Here is a 16,320-nt window from a genome sequence, read left to right on the forward strand (position 1 = left end):
CGTCAGACCTCGATCAATCGCAGCGTGGCGATGTAGGGATAGGAATCAGGGGGAAGCTCGGGACGTGCGAGCGGCGTCGCCTCGATTGGCTCGCCAGGTGCGAATTGCACATTGAAGATTCGCCCGTCCGCGAGCGTCAGCACGTGGACACCCACGGCATCCGCCGCAGCGAGCGCGCGCAGTGCCTTGAGCACCCCGCGATCAATCCAGCCGGCATCCGAGGTGCCCTGCAGGGTCAGCGGCCGGCCGGCAAGCTTGGTGGCCGCGTCGATCAGCAGCGCGCCGGTGACCGAATACTCGGCGGACTTCTCGACCGGGCTCCAGTTGAATTCATCCGCCCAAACCATGCCGCGCGGGATTTGGATCGAACCGAGGGTGTGATGTGTGGTCGCCATCTGCTTACGTCGAGGCGACGCCCTTGGCCTGCCCCAGCCGCGCCATGAGGTCTTGGATGATGTCGGCGCCGGCGTTGTCGGTGTTCACAGCACCGAGAGAACTGCCGTTGAGATTGATGTCCACCCGGACATTGCGAAACGATTCCTGACGGGGGATCGTGGTGGGCGTGCCCGGCGTTCCGCTGGCTTGGCTAAAGGTCACTTTCTCCGCCGCCTTCAACAGCGCGAAGCTCAGCGTGTCGCCCCCGTATTTCTTCTGTCCGGGGTTGTTGAAATACTGGACGTTGCCCTGCTCATCGGCGAACTCGCGGGCGATGCTGCGCGCCTTGGCATCGTCATCGACGCCGGCATTCTTCAGGAAGGCGGCGATGCCCGTGAGGGTGCCGAGGTCACTGCCGGCGACAACGGTGTTGCCGTTCTTGTCGGTCGAGAAACCGTTTTTGTCCACACCAAGGCGCTTGCGTTCCAACACCTGCTCGCGCTCCTGCAACGCAATCGCCTTCTCGCGCGCCTCGATGTCGCGCTCGCGCGCGCTGGTCACGTTCTGCAGCGCGCCTGCGAGTTCGTTGGCGGACTTGACCGCATCGGACTGCGCATCCCGCAGCCGCAGAGTCGAGCGGCCGGCGCCGTCGACCACCATCTCGAAGCCGCGCATGGCGGCTTGCGCCTGCACCCAGCCGGGTGCGACGCCGTTGCTCGCCGCGATGGCGGCATCGGCCGCCCGCTTCCACGCTTCACCGAGGCCGATGGCGGTCGCCTTGCCACTGTCGCGGATGAGTTCGAAATCCCGCAGCGCAGTCTTGGCAGCGACCTCGAGGGCCTCTTTCGTCTCGATGCCTGCGCGCGAGAACGCCGCGGCAATCTCAGCGGCCGCCTGTTCCTGCGCCTTGCTGTTCTCGCCCGCCGATCCGGCAGCGGCGATGTTGGCCTTGCGCAGTTCCTCGAGCTTCTGCACGGCCAGCTCAAGGTTTCCGGTGGCGATTGCCTTTGCGTATTCTTCACGCAGACCGACCACTGAAGCACGCGCTTCCTCGGCCTTCACCCGCTGCGCATCGGCTGCGCTGGCCGACTTCTGGCCCGCCTCCTTCGCGCTGTCGCCGGCGGCTTGCATCGTGGCCGCCATATCGGTGAATGCCGCGGCGCTCGCGGTGGTCGCCGTCGTGGTCGCCTCGGCACCGGCGGTCAGCCCAGCCCATCCCGTCCGCGCCAACTCCGCGCCCTCGGCCGCCCGGTCGAAAGCTTCCGAAGCCTTCTCGCCGAAAGCCTCTGTGACCCCCTCCATCCCGGCAGCCGATTCGCGGACATCGGCTGCCGCCTGCTTGAACGCCGCAGACACGCCGCCGAAGGTGATCTTCGATAGCCCTTCGATGATTGCGGCGGTTCCGCTCAAGATATCGCGGGACACCCCGGCGAAGGCCTGGGCCACCCGAAACACCACCGCGATGAGCGTGTTGGCGCCTGCAGTTGCGACGCCCCAGGCCGTTTGCACGACGCTGCCCGTGGTCTGCGCCTTCTGCCCGAAGCTGTCGAGCAGCTCCCCCACACGGCCGGCCAGCGCCTGCGCCTTCGCGATCAAAGCGGGCACATCGACGCTCGCGATGAACGCCTGCACCCATTTGATGCCGTTCTGAAAGGCCGACGCAATGGCGGTTCCGAAGCGGCCCACGGTGCCGTCAGCCACCGCTGCACGCAGCGCCCCGGCCAGCTTCTCGACACCATCCTTCAGCACAGGCAGCACCGGCGTGGTCAGGGCATTGGCGGCCGTGTTCCACGCGGTGCGCAGGCTGTCGAGCGCACCGTTGAGGTTGTTCTGCATCACGGCCGCCGTATCGGCTGCGCTGCCACCGGCATCCGTCAGAGCCTTCTTCAATTCATCGAGCTTGCCGACACCCTGATTCAGCAAGGCGCGCAGAGCGGGCCCGGCCTCCTGCCCGACCGCCGCAATAGCTCGTTGCCCCGCCGGACCAGCGGCGGCCAGCTCGTGCAAGGCCTTCTCGAAGTTGGTCGACGTGATGCCGGCCGCGGCCAGTTCCGTGCGGAACTTGCTGGCCGGGTCCGAGAACTGCGAGAGGACAGAGTTCAACGCCGTACCCGCGCGGCTCGCGTCAATGCCTGCGTCGGCGAACTTCCCGATGACAGCCACGGTGAATTCGAGGCCGAGGCCGAGCGAGTTCGCAAGCGGCGCGGCATAGCTCAGAGCCTGCGCCAGGCCGGTCACGCTGGTGTTCGTGGCGTTGGCGCCCTTCGCCAGTACGTCCGCGACCCGGCCCGAGTCGGAGAACGCCAGGCCAAGGCCCGTGACGATCTTCGTCAGGTACTCGGCGGAGGTGGAGAGCTCGATTCCGCCCGCACGGGCGAGCTGCATGGCAGCCGGGAGCGCCTCAATCGCCTGCTTGACGCTCAACCCCGCCTTCGCCAGATTTTCGAGAGCGCCGGCAGCCTCGAGTTCGGTGAAGCCAAATCGCGTATCCGCTGCGGCATCCGTCGCGGCCTTGCGCAGCGCGCGCATTTCGGCAGCAGTAGCGCCGGTCGCCGCCTGCACACGGCTGAGCGCCTGCTCGAGGTCGGCACCGCCCTTCACCCACCCGGCAAAGGCCTGAATGCCGAAGTAGCTGAGCACCACCGCGGCGAATGCGGCGAGGCGGCTCTGCAGCTTGTCGAACACCTTGGACGCATCGTCCTTGGCATTGATGAGAATCTGAATCGGCTTGGGAGTGGCCACGAGAATTTAGGTCGGTTGAGGCAGGAGCCGATTGCTTTTCAGCGGCAGCCCATGGCGCCTGAAAACAAGCACCACGGGTTGCCGCTGCCCGCGGCGATGCGGGCAGCGGTGCAGTTAGGAGGCGACGGGGCGGCCGTCCGCGTAGATGGCCTCGACGTTGGCGGGCTTGAGCACCTCGAGGCCGAACTGCAGTTGCACGAAGTCGGTTCCCTCGGCGATGAGCGGGAGGTCGCCCGTGGGAGTCAGCACGACCTTCGGCATGTAGAAATCGCGGTTGGCACCGGATGCGTTGTCCGCGACGATGCGCAACGCGCCGAGCACTTCGGCCTTGCCGCCGGTCTTGACCCGCTCGAAGGTGCCAGCGACCGGCGTGTAGCCGAACTGCACATCGCCTGCAACGATGGCGCCGCCCTCGATGATCTGGACGCGCCCGGTTTCGAGGTCAACGTTGTAGTCGTCGCCTGCATCGAACGTCACGGTTCCGGCTTCGTCCTTGACCGTGACAGCGGTCACGTTGCGCACACCCAGCGGGTTTGCCGCGGTGGCGCCCAGTTGGTAGAACCGCCCGGGTTCGACGCGGCGCAGCTCTGCGGACACAGCAACGGCAGTCTGCGAAACCACCTGCCGCGTGCCAGCCAGCCACAGCGCATAGTTCGACGCGTTCACGTTGTCGCAGTTGAGCGCGCCAGTCCGGTTGATGCGGACGGTCAGCGACTTGTCCTTTTCACCCTGCGCCGTTTGCGAGCTGTAGTGCTCGGCCTTTTCGGTGTCGATGGTGAGATTGACGCCCGGGCAGTTGCCGAGCGGAATCTCGCCCGTCAACTCTTCGTTGGCGTCGTAGGGGTCGAAATACGTGCGGCCGCGCGGGATCGCATATTCGTCTTTGATGTGGACAACAGGCATGGTGGAAGCTCCAGGGGAAAGGTTCAGGGTTGCCCGTCGAAGCGGGCGCCGGTGGTGAAAAGAAGGTCGACGCCCACAAGGCCGTCTTCGGGGTACTGCGGTGCGCCGACCAGCAGCAGGGAAAGGCGCTCCCAGCGCCGCCCTGCCGCCTCGCCGGGCGCCCAGTTGTGCAGCGCGCCAACCACGGCAACGAATGCCGCATCGACAAGCGCCGCCGCTTCGTCGCCCTTGGTCGTCAACAGCGTCACCCGGTAACCCGGCTGCACGTTCACTGCGCCGGCCTTGCTGTCGGCGACCCGGCAATCTGCGAACGAAACAGAGGCCAGCGGCCGCGCTGAGCGGCTGCCCTTGTCGGACGTGAAGCCCATGACGGTCCAATCAGCGAGAACCTCCCGGACACGGCCAACGATGACGGGCTCAAGTGCAAGCATGGTCAGACGCTCCGCAACACCAAGCGCACGAAGCCGAGGCCGTCTTGCTCCGCCGTCTCGACTACGTAGGCGATGCCGTCAATCGTTAGCGCACTGTCCCGCTCGAGTGCACCGAGCCCTGCAACAGGCCCCGTACATTCGGGCGCCGCGGCATCGACTTCGCCACCGAAGGGTGCGGCGTAGGGCTTGTCGAAGATGACAGGCACATCAACGCCCTCGACCACTGCGATGGCGTTGGCAAGGCGGCCGAGCACCGCGCCATTGGCGCGGGCTTCGAGGGCGGCGAAGGGCGTCGACATCGCTTCAGGCGTTGAGGTGGACCCAAGCGGTGGTAGCACCCGCGCCGGCGGCCTTGGCGGCGTAGCCGGCCAGGGTGTTGCCGCTGGCGGTGGTCGTGAGCCGGTCGTTCGCGTCATCCCAATACAGGAGCGCGCCCTGAACCGGAGCGTCGGCAGCCAGCTTGGCGAGTTCGACCACGCCTTTGACGCGCAGCGCGCCGGTGGAGCCCGCCGCGATGTCGGCGACCGCGATACCGACGCGAGCGCCGATCACCACCACGGCACCCGACGCCACAGCCGAACCCGGCGTGTAGTCGAGCACGTTGCCTTCTTGAACAAAATTCTTCATGACGTTTCCTTGAGGAAGTTGAGATGTGCTGTGCCGGCAGGGCCGTGAGGCCCTGCCACGGGCATCAGGCGCCGGCGTTCTTCGCGAGGGTGCGGAAGTCGAGCGGCGACACACCGGCATCGATGCGCACCTTGAACTCGGTACCGTCGACGTTCCAACCGGCCTTCTGCTCGAGGTACGGCTGATCGTTGCCATCGAGGTAGCTCACTTCGATGGTGTCGGTGGCGTTCTGGTCGGCGGCGCCATACCAGGCGGTCGGCGAGGCGGCATCGAGCCGCGCGTCCGAGATGACCTCGAAGGTGTCGCGCACCGAGTTCGGAACGGTGTTGTTCTTGCTGGCGGCGCCCACTTCGAACTCGCTCGCCTTCACCACGTTAGCGACGCCGCGCAGCGCACGCGGCACGAGCAGGTACTTCAGGCCGATGTTCAGCGCCGACTTGCCTTGCTTCTGCACAGCCATCGCCGCGCCCATTGCATCGACGCTCGCGGTGGTGATCGCGCCGGCAGCCATCAGGTTGGCGTGATCGGCATGGAACAGAGGAATGCCGTCGCTCATGGCCGGATTGCTGGTCAGCACCGCATACACCAGATCGCCCACTGTGCGGATGGCAGCACGGCCCATCAGGCGCGGAACGCGGGTGAACGCGTCCATGTCGTCATTGATGACGGCTTGCCGCGTGATGCTGAAAAGTTCGCCGAAGGTCGCGAGCATCACGGTTTCGCCGCGCTCGCCAAGCGTCGCGTACTTGTACTCGGCGCCTTCGGCCACCTTGCGCAGGCTCGGGAACGCGTTCAAGTCGACGCGCTTGCCGGGCTTGAAGTCGCCGAGCGAGCCGGCCCGGGTCCACAGCGGGAACGTTTCATCGGCTTCGGTGTAGCCGCGCAGCAGCGACTTGTTCGCCACGTTCGCGAGCAGGCCCGGGAAGTCGCTGGTGCTGTGCGTGAACGCGGCGCCGATGAATGCCATCTTGTCGAGGCCATCGGTCTTGAAGCCGGCGCGAGCCAGGCTGGAGCGAGCCAGTTCGGCGAGCGTGTAGCCGCGGAAGGGGTTTGCACCTTCGGGCTTCTCCAGACCGGCACGCGCGAGCAGCGCCTGCGTGGCGGCGTTGCGCTGCTTGTCGGATTCGTCTTCGACGGTGGTCACATGGGCGCCTGCCACGGGCGTTGCGCCGGTGGCGAGGTGCGCGAGCAGGCGCGTGCCGGCCGCCTCGACGGTCACGGCGTGATCGTCTTCGCAGGCACGCTGGATATCGGCGACGCCGGGCTGTGCGGCAAAGCGCGCGAAGCTCGCACGGATGCCCGAGCGGCGCGCCTGATCGGCGGCCAGCACTGCGGCGGCATCCGGTGCCACGACAGGTGCGGCGGGGTTGGCGGGAACGGCGGCGGTTCCGCCGCCGGCCGCAGCTGCGCCGGCAGCGCCGATGGAGGCCAGCAGCACATGGGAACGGAATTTCATAGAGTCCTCTTCAGCGGAAAGAGCGGCAGGCGCCGCGGTGGTGCCCTCGGCCAGCAGAGCAGCCGGCAGAGAGCGGTAACGGTTGAGCGGGAGGTCGCGCGCGGCGCTGGCGGCAACAGGCATCGGGTCGGTGACCGCATCGATGAACTTCGCGGCGAGCGCCTCGGCCGCCGTGTAGAAGTGGTCTTTGCCATCGGTCAGCAGGGCCAGCATCCCGGGCTGATCGCCGGTGCGCACCGCGTAGCTTGTGGACATCGCCGCCGCCCAGGTGTCGAGCTGATCGGCGAGTTCGCGCAGCTCGGCGCTGTTGCCGGCGGCGTAGGTCCACGGCGCGTGAATCATGAGCATGGCGTTGTCCGCCATGTGCACCTTGTCGCCGGCCATGGCGATGAGGCTGGCAATGGAGAACGCCATGCCGTCGACTTCCGTCGTCACGGTCGCCTTGTGGCGACGAAGCGCATTGAAGATGGCCAGGCCATCGGGGACGCTGCCGCCGATGCTGTTGATGCGGACGGTGATCTGATCGGCGTCGACGGCCTGCAGTTCACGAACGAAGGAAGCGGCGCTGACCGTTTCCTCCCACCAGCTTTCTCCGATGTCGCCGTAGATGTAAATCTCGGCTGCGGCTGCTACACCCAGCGCGGCTGCGGCGAGGGCTGTGCGGCGGCGAATTGCGTACCAGGTGTTTTGCGGTTTGCTCATGAACTGAGGGCCTCTGTGTTGAGGCCCTCAGTGTCAAAAAACCGGCGTCCGGTTTTTAGGGGAGAAACCGGATTATTTTCTGCGCCGGCCTTCTTCCTCTTCTTCCGGCTCGGGCTTTGCGCTCGCCGCAGCCACCACGTTGGCGGGCGTTGCCGCATTGCTCGAGAACACCAGCGCACGCCTTGCCGCATCCTTGCGGAAGGCATCGACTTGCTCGATGACGTCGTGCGGGTTCCCGCCGCGGCGGCGGATGACTTCGACCTCACTCGCGAAGCCGGCCTGCACGAGCTTCTCCCACGCGTTGGCCTCTTTCATCGGGTCGATCCACGGCATGCTCTGCCCGATGAAGAGCGCATCATCCTCGGTGCCCGGCACTACGTCGGAGGGAATCGGCACGGCACCACTCAGGTGGGCGACCTGCACGAACGTCTCCCACGACGGCTGCACGAACATGCCCACGAACTCGTCGGCCAGGACTGCGTAGTGGACCCATTGCTCGACCAGCTCCTGCCGTTGCGCGCTGTAGCTGCCGTCGTAGTCCCGGCTCACACTCGAGTAACTCGCGCCGATGCCGGCGCAGAACGCGCGCAACTGCCCCGCGCGCCAGGCGATGAGGTTCGGATTCGGTCGGTTGCTGTCGATCATCCCGACCTCTTCGCCCACGGTCAGCGTGTCGAGGATCATCCCGGGTTGCATCCTCAGATCGCGCGGCAACACATTGCCCTTCTCATCGCGCGGAGGTTGCGGCGAGTTCTCAGGCTGGAACCCGTTCGTCTCGTTCCGCTTCACATAGGCAGTCAACGAAGCCGCCACCTTGGCAGCAATGCGCTCGCTTTCTTCGTAGTCCTTGAGGTCTTCACCGCGCGTGATGACACTCGCAAATTCCGAAACTCCCCGGCGCTGGTGCAGGCGGTCGATGGTGGCCGTGTGGAGCATGCGCTCGGCAGGAATGAACTTCAGCCCGCTCGCGTTCATGAAGGTCATGCCCTCCCGCGGGTCGCCCTTGTAGACCCAATACCCGGTCGCCTCACCCCACGCGTTCGACTGGATACCTTGCCGGATGCCCTTGCTCGGGTCGTCATAGTCGAGAGGCACGAAGTCGGGTTCGAAAAGCTCAAGCGAATACGGCACCCGCGTGCCGTGGTTGAGGAAGGGCACAGGGCCCACGAGCTGCTGTGCGAACGCCTCACCGTCGCGCAGCCAGGTGTAGGCCGTGAGGCGCTGCGCCAGCGGCCAGCGGTAGCGCCCCGTGACCTCGGGCCGGCGCTGCCAATCGCGGTGCGCTTCGCGCAGAAGGGCTGCGTATTCCGAATGGATAGAACCGTCTGCGCGGCGTGGCTGCGGCTCCACGCCGATGCCCGTGGGCCCTACCACGTTGTTAACCAGCACGCGGAGAGCGCCGCGGCTGATGTCGTGATTGCGCTCGAGATAGCGCGCGTGCGCGCGCACGGCCGCGGCACCCGCGCCAACAAGCGTGTCGGGCGAACTGTTGTCCATGCGCCGCACGCGCTGCTTGTTCGGCTTCGCGCCTTCGTAGTGCGCCAGCGCCCGGCGCGCCTGCGCGCGGCGAAGGCCGGCCAACGGATTTACAGCACCAACGATGCGATCAACGATGTTCATATTCAGCCTTGCTCGCCGTCGAAGCGGGCGACGGAGTAAGAGAGTCCACCGAAGGTGGCTTGGCCGCCGCCGGTTTCGTTGGCAAAGCGGCGCTCCCACTCCAAGCGCCCTTTGCGGATTTCCGCCAGGTCTTCTTGGGTATGGGTTCGCCCGTTGAACTGCACGGTCTTGCCCGAGAGCACTGCGGCTTCGGCGGCCAGGTAGGCGGTAAGCATGTCTTTTGCGATGGTCATGGCAATGAAGCTATCCGTTTGTGAGTCCGGTTTTTAGGGGCGATTCCGGATTTTTCGCGGGTGCCGTGCGCGGTGGGCGCTGGCCCACGATTTCGTAGATGCGGGTTCGGCTCAGCCCGTGGCGCCGCATCAGTTCATCGACGTTCGACCCCGTGAAGTCCCGGCGGATCGATGCATCACGCACGGACCGATCCGGCGCCGGGATGTAGATGTCTTGGCCGCCGAGACGCCGGCGCAGGCCACGCACCAGCGCTGCAGCGAAGACGCCGGCCATGCCTTCGTGCATGCCGATTTCTTCACGCACGATGCTGGTGAAGTCGTGCTCCAACTGCACCGCGGCGTCTTCGGATTGCCCAGGTGTGAGCGAGGTAGGTTCAGTCAAAGGCGGTCACTCCATTCATCGGATGCAAACGAGCGCGGCGCAGGTGCTGGCCGCGGCGCGGGTCTTGGTGGCGTTGGTGCTGGCGCGCGCGTGGGCAGCGCGGCCGGCTGGGTCGGAGCCGGCTCAACGGCGGCCGGACCGCTGAAGAGGTCGCGAGTGGGCTGCACAGCCGCCTCGAGTTCGCTCCAGCGCCTGTCGGTGTGGTTGTGAAGGCCGAGGCCGAAGGCAGCGTGCAGCGCGTAGTTGCGGTTGTCGAGCACTTCGTTGCGCGGCCTGCGCTTGACCCATCGGTAGACCTCTTTGCCGTGGACCTTCACGAGAATGCGCTGCTCGGCTGTGAGCTGCTCGAACCACTCTTTCGGCAGCTCTTGGCTGAAGTGCACGTAGCCGGGGCCCGGCGTTTCGATGGCAAGCTGCCCGAGCAGCAAGTCTTTCGCCGAGTCCACGCCGACATTCCACAGCTTGATGCCGTTCGGAATCTTCTTGCCGTTCCAGCGCACCTCCTGCGGGCTGCTCGGGCCGAGCACGGGCACGTTCTCTTCGCCGCGTCCCTTCACCGCGCGCAGCTTGGGGAGCTGGTGCTGCATCTTGCGCACCCAGTTGTAGACGGCCTGCGTCTGGTCGCTCGAGTCGATCGAGATGGCACTCAGGCCCATCGACCCGCCATGCCACGCCTGCACGTAGCGGCTCGACAGGTAGGCGGCGACCGGCTCCCAATCGTCTTCAGATGCCGGGTTTCCTTGGATGACGTGGTGCTCGACATGCCACGACTCCAAGCCGCGGCCCCACGCCCATACATCGATTTCCCAGCGGTCGCGCTGCACGTCGACACCAGCCGTCAGCACCAGGCCGCCCGCCGGGACCGTCTTCAATGGGTAGGCCTCCGCACGGGACTGCAGCGCATGCTCATCGGTGCGCTCGCCAACCACCTCCCACGTCTCGCCGAGCGTTTCGTTCACGAAGAGCTGCATCGGCCCCGCGTCGCCGCGGGCCACTGCGTCGAGCGCTTCCTCGAATTCCTTGACGATGCTCTCCCAGGTGCGCTGCGGGCTGTACGCCGCCCAGATGTGCAGGCCCAGCGTCTTCGGCGGCCGGGTCGGCATGCCGGTGCTGTCGCGCCAAATGCGATCCGGACCGAACCTCTTGCCCGTCTTCTCGCACACCCATGTGCCTTGCATCGGGAGCCCGCCGTGCAGGAAGTCGCTCTGCCGAATGGACTTGCGGCAGTGCGGGCACACATGCCGCACGCTGGCCGGGTTGCCGCGGTCCCACTTGAAGCCGTGCAGCATTTCCTTTCCGCCCCACTTCAGCGGGTGCTCAAGGCCGCAGTGCTTGCAATCGATGTAGAAGCGGACGAAGCCCTCGGCGTTGAGCACCGCGCGCTCGACATGGCACAACCCTTTGAAGCCAGGCGTCGATCCACCCACGAACTTCGGATAGGGCGCGCCTTCGAGCCGCCCCTTCGCCAAGCCGCCCGGGTCGCCGGACTTCTCGATGGTCTGGTCAAAGGCAGACCACTCATCGAGGATTGCAATCGCGACCGTGATCCGCCGATAGGCTCGCTTCGCCTTCCCGCCCAAGAGGTGAAGCACGCTGTCGCGAAACTTCTTCATCTTGATGGTGTCGTCGCTGCCGCCGCCCTTGCGGCGAGCAGCCTGCACCGCAGGCACGCCGTCGCGCGCATCGAGGATGGGGTCGATTTCACTCTTGACGTAGCTATCGCGGTCGTCGTCGGTCGGTTGCCAAAGCGCCTGCTTGCGCCGGCGGTGCGCGATGTTGTAGGCCACGAACGCGGTAATCATCTTCGTGTAGCCGACGCGCTTCGACTTCTCCACATCGAGTTCCTCGATTCGGTCGTCGCTCATGAAGTCGAGGATGCCGACCTGAAACGACCATGCGAGCCATCCGCCCTTCTGGTGAGAGCTTTCGCCAGCCAGCTTGAAGTTGTCGCGGGCCCACTCGCTCAGCGTCTGAAAGACCTCGGCGCGAAGGCTGCTCAAGCCGAGCGCTACCGCTTTGCCCACGGCGCGCAATGTTTCACGCGAAACGTGCATGGCCATTACTGCCCCACCTCTTCCGCAAAGGCATCGTCTGCGTTGCCTTCGTCGTCGGACGCCATGCCCTCCAGTTCGGCCACCACGAGCTTTCCAGTGGCGCGAATCCACTCGTTGCGCGCGTTGGCAATGACCTGCTGCACGGTCGCCTTCGCTTCGTCGGGCAGGTCGGGGCACGCCTTGCGCAGCGCTCCCTCGAGTTGCTCGAAGCGATCCACGACCGCGCTGGATGCCATGCCGAGAACGTCAGCCAGGAGGCCGATGGGCGCGAACTCGCCGCGCGCCACGGCGTTCTTGATGTCCTGTGCTTCGCGCTGGCTGCGTGCGAGTCGGGCACGCTCCTGCACGAGGTCGAGGCCGCCGTCTTCAATCGATGCGCGGCCGGCGGCCACCTCGCGCAGCCGTTCGCAATAGGCGAGCAGCCACGCATGCGCCGTCTGGCCGCGCTCGATGACGCCCTCCCCGATCAACTGGCTCACCTTCGCTTCGCTCACGCCGATCAACACCGCGAACTCCGCTTGCGTGATGCCCACGCTCATAGCCTCAACAGCCTTCACTTAACCCCCTTAGGAAGGTCGGTGAACAGCCCGAGGACGCGGTTCGAATTACCCGTATCCGACGCTTCGCAGAAGGACCCGAGCCCGGGGGGGTGCCGCACACTGTTGGTGCGTTGCCGTTGAGGTTCATACGCCCGCCGCCTGCCTGATGCGGAAGCGGATGCGCCGCTCGATGTACGCATCCACATTGGACTTGTCGGCCACTGCCTCCATGCTGAGCCTCGGCTCATAGATGCCAACGCGCACGAACATCAGCACAGGGCGCACCTCTACATCTTGCGTGCCGCTGGCCGCCCAGATGCCGGGCGCCAGGTGCGAGGTGGGACCACTGCGCAGATGACCATAGGCCACGAAGTAGCGTCGGCCCGTGCGCGTCTTGGTGCCCTTGTGCACATTGGCCTTGCGCCGTGCCGTCATGTTGGCGCGGTAGCCCTGCTCGCCCATCGTCTGGAAGTAGGTCAGCAACTGCACAAGGAAGGCGCCACGCAGGTTGCCGCGCCCATCGTCGCTGCCCGGGAAGGGAGTCTCAGGAATGGCGGTCTGATAGCCAGAGGGCAGGATGCCTGCACGCCGCAGTGCCACCTCGCTGCGCTTGTCTCGGCGTGAGCCGCCGAACTCCTGCGCTTGGAGAATCCTCTGCGGGTCCACGCCCTTGCCGCCGTAGTAGGTAGGCTCGACAGCCACGCTCAGATCGTCGGGCTTGGCCCTGCGCACATAGACGCTGTTGAGGATGTACGCGGTGGGCCGGTCGAAGGCTGCGGCCATTTCCTTGCGCATCTCGCGGCGCAGGTGAAAGCCGCCATCGTTCAACGCCGCGGCATAGGCTTGCTTGATCTGCTGGCCGCTCAGCTTCTCCATGACGCCAAGCACGGACTCAATGCCGGTGAGCTTCAGGTCAATGCGCATTCCGCCTCCTGTTCGATCAGACGGCGCACGCGTTCGGTGTACGCCTGAAACGTCTCGCGGTTGATGCTCAAGTCCGCCTCGTTCCATGGCCGCATGCCAAGCTCTGCGGCCTTTGCCTCGATGGTTCTGCGGTCGGTATCCCACGGCAGGGCCGGGGTGCATTCGCTCACGTCATCGCGCCACCCGGCATTGCGCAGCCAGGTGTGGAACTCGGGAACGAACCGGCCCTTGTCCTTGCTCCACTTCACGCTGTGCCGCTGCACGGCAATGGCCGCGAGCATGGCCTGCTGCAACGCCGCATCGGGCCCGAGCCGGCGCCAACGCCGCTCCGCCTTCGCCCGGTTGGCATGGTTCGGGTAGTCCGAAAAGACTTGATCGAAACCCGTCGCCCCCCCATCGGGGGGTAGGGGGGTACGGTTCTTTGACGGTTCTGAAGATTCGGGTGTCATAGCTATGACACCCTTTACGTCCGTGGTGACACCCTTTGCGTTCTGGGTGACACCCTTTTGGTCCGGAGAAAGGGTGTCATCTTGACCACCTTGTGGATAACCGGGCTCGGCATCTGTAACAGGCAGCGGCGCGACCTGCGAAGGCAGCAGCCCGCCCTCGATCCAGACCTGCGCAATGCGGTATTCATTGGTGTGTCCCCGCCCAGTGCGATCCGACACACGCTCAAGCCAGCCCGAGGCCAGCATCTTGGAAATCTGCCGCTGCACAGTGCTGCGGCTCTGCATGGTCTTGCGTGCCAGCTCATCGAGCGAAGGCCAAATGCGCGTGCCGTCGTCGCGCGCATGGTCCGCCATCGCCAGGGCGAGCAGCCGCTCGCTGCCGCCCACTGGGTAGCGGTCGAACACCATCGTCATTACCCGGATGCTCATGACGCCCGACGCCCTCCCAAGCCATCGAAGTGCCCGCCGGATTGCCGCCACTTGTTGCCCTTGCGAATCTGCGACGAATAGCCGCGCGAGAGCCCGTGTCGCTCATCGAGCACCGCGCAACTTTCCGTGCTGGCCCGGATGGCGTTGACCCCATCGGCCGTCAACGTCGCGCGTGCACGTCGCGCCATCGCGATTCGAATCCGATGGTCCGGTGCTTTGGGTTTGCCAACGCAGGCTTGCGAGCGCGTGCGCGCCGCCAGGTGATCGGGATGCACGCACCGTTCCGTGCCGCAACTCACGCCAATCTGAAAGCCCTCTTCCACCGGGCCACGCACGAGCAACCAGAGCAAGCGCTGCACGTTCCAAAGCCGCCCTCCCCGTCCGCCGATTCGCCATTGCGGGTGCAGGCCATCGAGCGAATAGCGGTTCCAAACCAAGCAGTCGCCGACCTCATCGACCCGCTCGAGCAGAGCCTGCAAGCCAATGTCGGGCAGCCGTGCCATTTCGCCATCGCTCATGTCTGCGGCGCCTTCCGCATGCGGCTGCGCAGCATCGCCATGGCATGCCCTATCGTCGCAATCGCCTCTTGGGCGCAATGGTCGGCCCTCCGAATCTGTGAGCCGCTCACGGCACCATCGCCGACCCGCACAGTGTCGGCAGCCGCTCGCACGAAGTCCGCGAAGGCGCCCTGCATCAGCATGAGCGCCTCGACCGGATCACCACCCGACTGGTCCGGCGTCGACGGCGTGCAGGTATGACCCAGCGCCTCGGCCATCGCATGCAGGATCGCGTAGTTACCGCTGAAGGTCTGCAGCGCGATCAGTTCTCGCGGATTCGGCTGGTGCGAAACCGTGTTCGGGTTGGCCTTGTGCGTGAGCGTGTTCGCGCTCATCTCCATGCGGCTGGCCAAAGCAGCCACTCCGCCCGGGTACTTGTGCACCGTGTTGTAGATCGCATCGAGGATGTCTTGCCCCGGCTGTCTGGAGGGCATGGCCTCATCCGCGCCATAGGCGAGATGGTTCGGAATTGAGAAAGTTGCGTTCATGCAAACCTCAAGAGAAAGAAAGAGCCAGGCAGACCATGGAAGCAGCACTCACCCCCACGCCAGCCGAGCGAATCGACGCCATCGAGCAATTCCTGCAGCAGCTCGTGCTCCTGCTCGAGGTGGAGCCAGAAATCAACCGCGAGACCGTTTCGGCATGGATCGAAATCTGCTCTGCGAGCGCCCTGGCGCACGGCGCGCGAACGCCGAGGCAGACCGTGACACTTCAAGGCTTGTGCAGGCGCGTTCTGACGCCGGCCGTCGATGTGCTGCGACCGGCCGACACGCGGATGGCGTGAACGCGCGAAAGCGCGGCGCTCGCGAAGTACGGCGCGCGCCTGCGGGGGAGATGCATGAAAGGTCATCTGTGCCGGCGCACCCTCCCCGTGAAAGCGCCACACCGAAGCCGGTGGGGCCCAAGACCAAGCAGCACCAAGAGCGCCCAATCAGGCATGCGCGCCCTGCTTCGCATCGGACGATGCAGATGCGCGACCGAACTGGGCCGCCAGAAAGATGTGAGGGAAGTCGAGCTTTACCTGCGGCGGAATGCCGCGAGTAATCCAGTTTTGGACACGCTGCACGCCCCCTTGGGTCTTGTCGTACCCAAGCAGCACCGCCAGTTTGGTCGGCCCACCCAGCTCACGAATGAGTTCCTTGTCGGTCATGGCGCGTATTAAACATGGTGTTTATACACATGTCAACGCGGTGTTTATCAACACTTTGTTTAGCGCCGGAGAATCTCGGCATGCATGAATCCGTCTCGCGCCTGCTTGACTACGCCCGCCGAAAGTCTCCCGAATTCGCCAGACCGGGGAACGACTTTGCGCGCCTACAGGTGCAGCTCCAAGTGTCTTCAGCAACCCTCACCAACTGGAAAAGCCGCGGCATCTCGAAAGAAGGCGCCATTCGCGCCGAGCGCGAACTTGGGTGCTCTGCCAACTGGATTCTCACCGGCGAAGGAGATGAGGACGCACAAGCGAAGGCGGTCGACACCGCCGAGTTCGTAGAAGTGCGCCGAGTCGATGTGTCGTTCTCCAACGGCGAGGGCCGGATCGTCTACAACGAAGACGACCGGCCTCCCCTCTCGTTCAGGGCAGACTACCTTCGAAAGCTCGGAATCAACAAAGGGAATGCCATCGTTGTGGATGCCATCGGCATCAGCAATGAGCCGAAGATTCGCGATGGCGCCGTGGTGCTCTTGAATCGCGCCGACAAAACCCGCCTCAATGGAGAGTTCTATGCCTTCCGCGTCGACGGCGAACTGCTCATCAAGCGACTGCAAACCGTCGAGGGCGTCGGAATTCTTGCGATTGCAGAGAACAGCGACTTCAAGCCGAAACAGAAGATATACACCGCGGCCGACGATTTCGAAGTGATCGGTCGCGCGGTCTGGACCGGCATCGAGCTTTAAC

19 protein-coding genes are annotated in these 16,320 nt (G+C 65.3%); 2 read left to right on the forward strand and 17 right to left on the reverse strand.

All coding sequences use genetic code 11. The features are described from left to right. Nucleotides 1-2: 2 nt before the first annotated feature. The 16 genes from GOQ09_RS15715 to GOQ09_RS15790 form a co-directional block, all read right to left on the reverse strand. Nucleotides 3-395: a hypothetical protein gene (locus GOQ09_RS15715; RefSeq protein WP_242630850.1), complete on the reverse strand. Its 393-nt coding sequence runs from the start codon at nt 393-395 to the stop codon at nt 3-5. Between the two features lie 4 nt (nt 396-399). After that, nucleotides 400-3,117: a phage tail tape measure protein gene (locus GOQ09_RS15720; RefSeq protein WP_157614361.1), complete on the reverse strand. Its 2,718-nt coding sequence runs from the start codon at nt 3,115-3,117 to the stop codon at nt 400-402. Between the two features lie 114 nt (nt 3,118-3,231). Next, nucleotides 3,232-4,020, reverse strand: a complete 789-nt coding sequence (locus tag GOQ09_RS15725) for a hypothetical protein (RefSeq protein WP_157614362.1) — start codon at nt 4,018-4,020, stop codon at nt 3,232-3,234. A gap of 23 nt (nt 4,021-4,043) precedes the next feature. After that, on the reverse strand, nt 4,044-4,388 hold the full coding sequence (locus tag GOQ09_RS15730; RefSeq protein ID WP_157614363.1) for a hypothetical protein: 345 nt from the start codon (nt 4,386-4,388) through the stop codon (nt 4,044-4,046). A 65-nt stretch (nt 4,389-4,453) separates the two neighbouring features. Next, nucleotides 4,454-4,750, reverse strand: a complete 297-nt coding sequence (locus GOQ09_RS15735; RefSeq protein ID WP_157614364.1) for a head-tail joining protein — start codon at nt 4,748-4,750, stop codon at nt 4,454-4,456. A 4-nt stretch (nt 4,751-4,754) separates the two neighbouring features. Further along, nucleotides 4,755-5,078 carry a DUF2190 family protein gene (locus GOQ09_RS15740; RefSeq protein WP_157614365.1) on the reverse strand — a complete coding sequence of 108 codons (324 nt, stop codon included), beginning with the start codon at nt 5,076-5,078 and terminating at the stop codon, nt 4,755-4,757. Between the two features lie 64 nt (nt 5,079-5,142). Further along, nucleotides 5,143-7,236 carry a ClpP-like prohead protease/major capsid protein fusion protein gene (locus GOQ09_RS15745; RefSeq protein ID WP_157614366.1) on the reverse strand — a complete coding sequence of 698 codons (2,094 nt, stop codon included), beginning with the start codon at nt 7,234-7,236 and terminating at the stop codon, nt 5,143-5,145. Nucleotides 7,237-7,308: 72 nt separating this feature from the next. Beyond that, on the reverse strand, nt 7,309-8,856 hold the full coding sequence (locus GOQ09_RS15750; RefSeq protein ID WP_157614367.1) for a phage portal protein: 1,548 nt from the start codon (nt 8,854-8,856) through the stop codon (nt 7,309-7,311). 2 nt (nt 8,857-8,858) lie between these two features. Further along, nucleotides 8,859-9,089 carry a hypothetical protein gene (locus tag GOQ09_RS15755; protein ID WP_157614368.1) on the reverse strand — a complete coding sequence of 77 codons (231 nt, stop codon included), beginning with the start codon at nt 9,087-9,089 and terminating at the stop codon, nt 8,859-8,861. A 10-nt stretch (nt 9,090-9,099) separates the two neighbouring features. Next, nucleotides 9,100-9,471: a Mor transcription activator family protein gene (locus GOQ09_RS15760; RefSeq protein ID WP_242630851.1), complete on the reverse strand. Its 372-nt coding sequence runs from the start codon at nt 9,469-9,471 to the stop codon at nt 9,100-9,102. Next, the gene (locus GOQ09_RS15765) at nt 9,468-11,531 is read right to left on the reverse strand and encodes a phage terminase large subunit family protein (RefSeq protein WP_157614369.1); all 2,064 of its coding nucleotides are present in this window, start codon (nt 11,529-11,531) and stop codon (nt 9,468-9,470) included. The genes GOQ09_RS15760 and GOQ09_RS15765 overlap by 4 nt, the downstream gene beginning before the upstream one ends. Beyond that, entirely contained in the window at nt 11,531-12,064 is a 534-nt protein-coding gene (locus GOQ09_RS15770) for a hypothetical protein (protein WP_157614370.1), read from the reverse strand. Before GOQ09_RS15770 ends, GOQ09_RS15765 begins: the two co-directional genes overlap by 1 nt. 144 nt (nt 12,065-12,208) lie before the next feature. Then, on the reverse strand, nt 12,209-12,988 hold the full coding sequence (locus tag GOQ09_RS15775) for a hypothetical protein (protein WP_157614371.1): 780 nt from the start codon (nt 12,986-12,988) through the stop codon (nt 12,209-12,211). Beyond that, a complete protein-coding gene (locus GOQ09_RS15780) occupies nt 12,973-13,851 on the reverse strand; it encodes a helix-turn-helix domain-containing protein (protein ID WP_157614372.1) in 879 nt (292 codons plus the stop codon). The genes GOQ09_RS15775 and GOQ09_RS15780 overlap by 16 nt, the downstream gene beginning before the upstream one ends. An 11-nt stretch (nt 13,852-13,862) precedes the next feature. Beyond that, the gene (locus tag GOQ09_RS15785; protein WP_157614373.1) at nt 13,863-14,384 is read right to left on the reverse strand and encodes an HNH endonuclease; all 522 of its coding nucleotides are present in this window, start codon (nt 14,382-14,384) and stop codon (nt 13,863-13,865) included. Further along, nucleotides 14,381-14,911 carry a phage regulatory CII family protein gene (locus GOQ09_RS15790; RefSeq protein WP_157614374.1) on the reverse strand — a complete coding sequence of 177 codons (531 nt, stop codon included), beginning with the start codon at nt 14,909-14,911 and terminating at the stop codon, nt 14,381-14,383. The genes GOQ09_RS15785 and GOQ09_RS15790 overlap by 4 nt, the downstream gene beginning before the upstream one ends. Nucleotides 14,912-14,946: 35 nt before the next feature. Here GOQ09_RS15790 and GOQ09_RS15795 point away from each other — a divergent pair, with 35 nt between their 5' ends. Further along, nucleotides 14,947-15,207: a hypothetical protein gene (locus tag GOQ09_RS15795; RefSeq protein WP_157614375.1), complete on the forward strand. Its 261-nt coding sequence runs from the start codon at nt 14,947-14,949 to the stop codon at nt 15,205-15,207. Between the two features lie 147 nt (nt 15,208-15,354). Here GOQ09_RS15795 and GOQ09_RS15800 read toward each other — a convergent pair whose 3' ends face one another. Beyond that, nucleotides 15,355-15,573 carry a hypothetical protein gene (locus tag GOQ09_RS15800; protein WP_157614376.1) on the reverse strand — a complete coding sequence of 73 codons (219 nt, stop codon included), beginning with the start codon at nt 15,571-15,573 and terminating at the stop codon, nt 15,355-15,357. 80 nt (nt 15,574-15,653) lie between these two features. Between GOQ09_RS15800 and GOQ09_RS15805 the strand changes: the two genes are divergently transcribed. Beyond that, entirely contained in the window at nt 15,654-16,319 is a 666-nt protein-coding gene (locus GOQ09_RS15805) for a LexA family transcriptional regulator (protein ID WP_157614377.1), read from the forward strand. Nucleotide 16,320 lies beyond the last annotated feature (1 nt).

Source organism: Variovorax paradoxus (assembly GCF_009755665.1).
GTDB classification, from domain to species: domain Bacteria; phylum Pseudomonadota; class Gammaproteobacteria; order Burkholderiales; family Burkholderiaceae_C; genus Variovorax; species Variovorax paradoxus_G.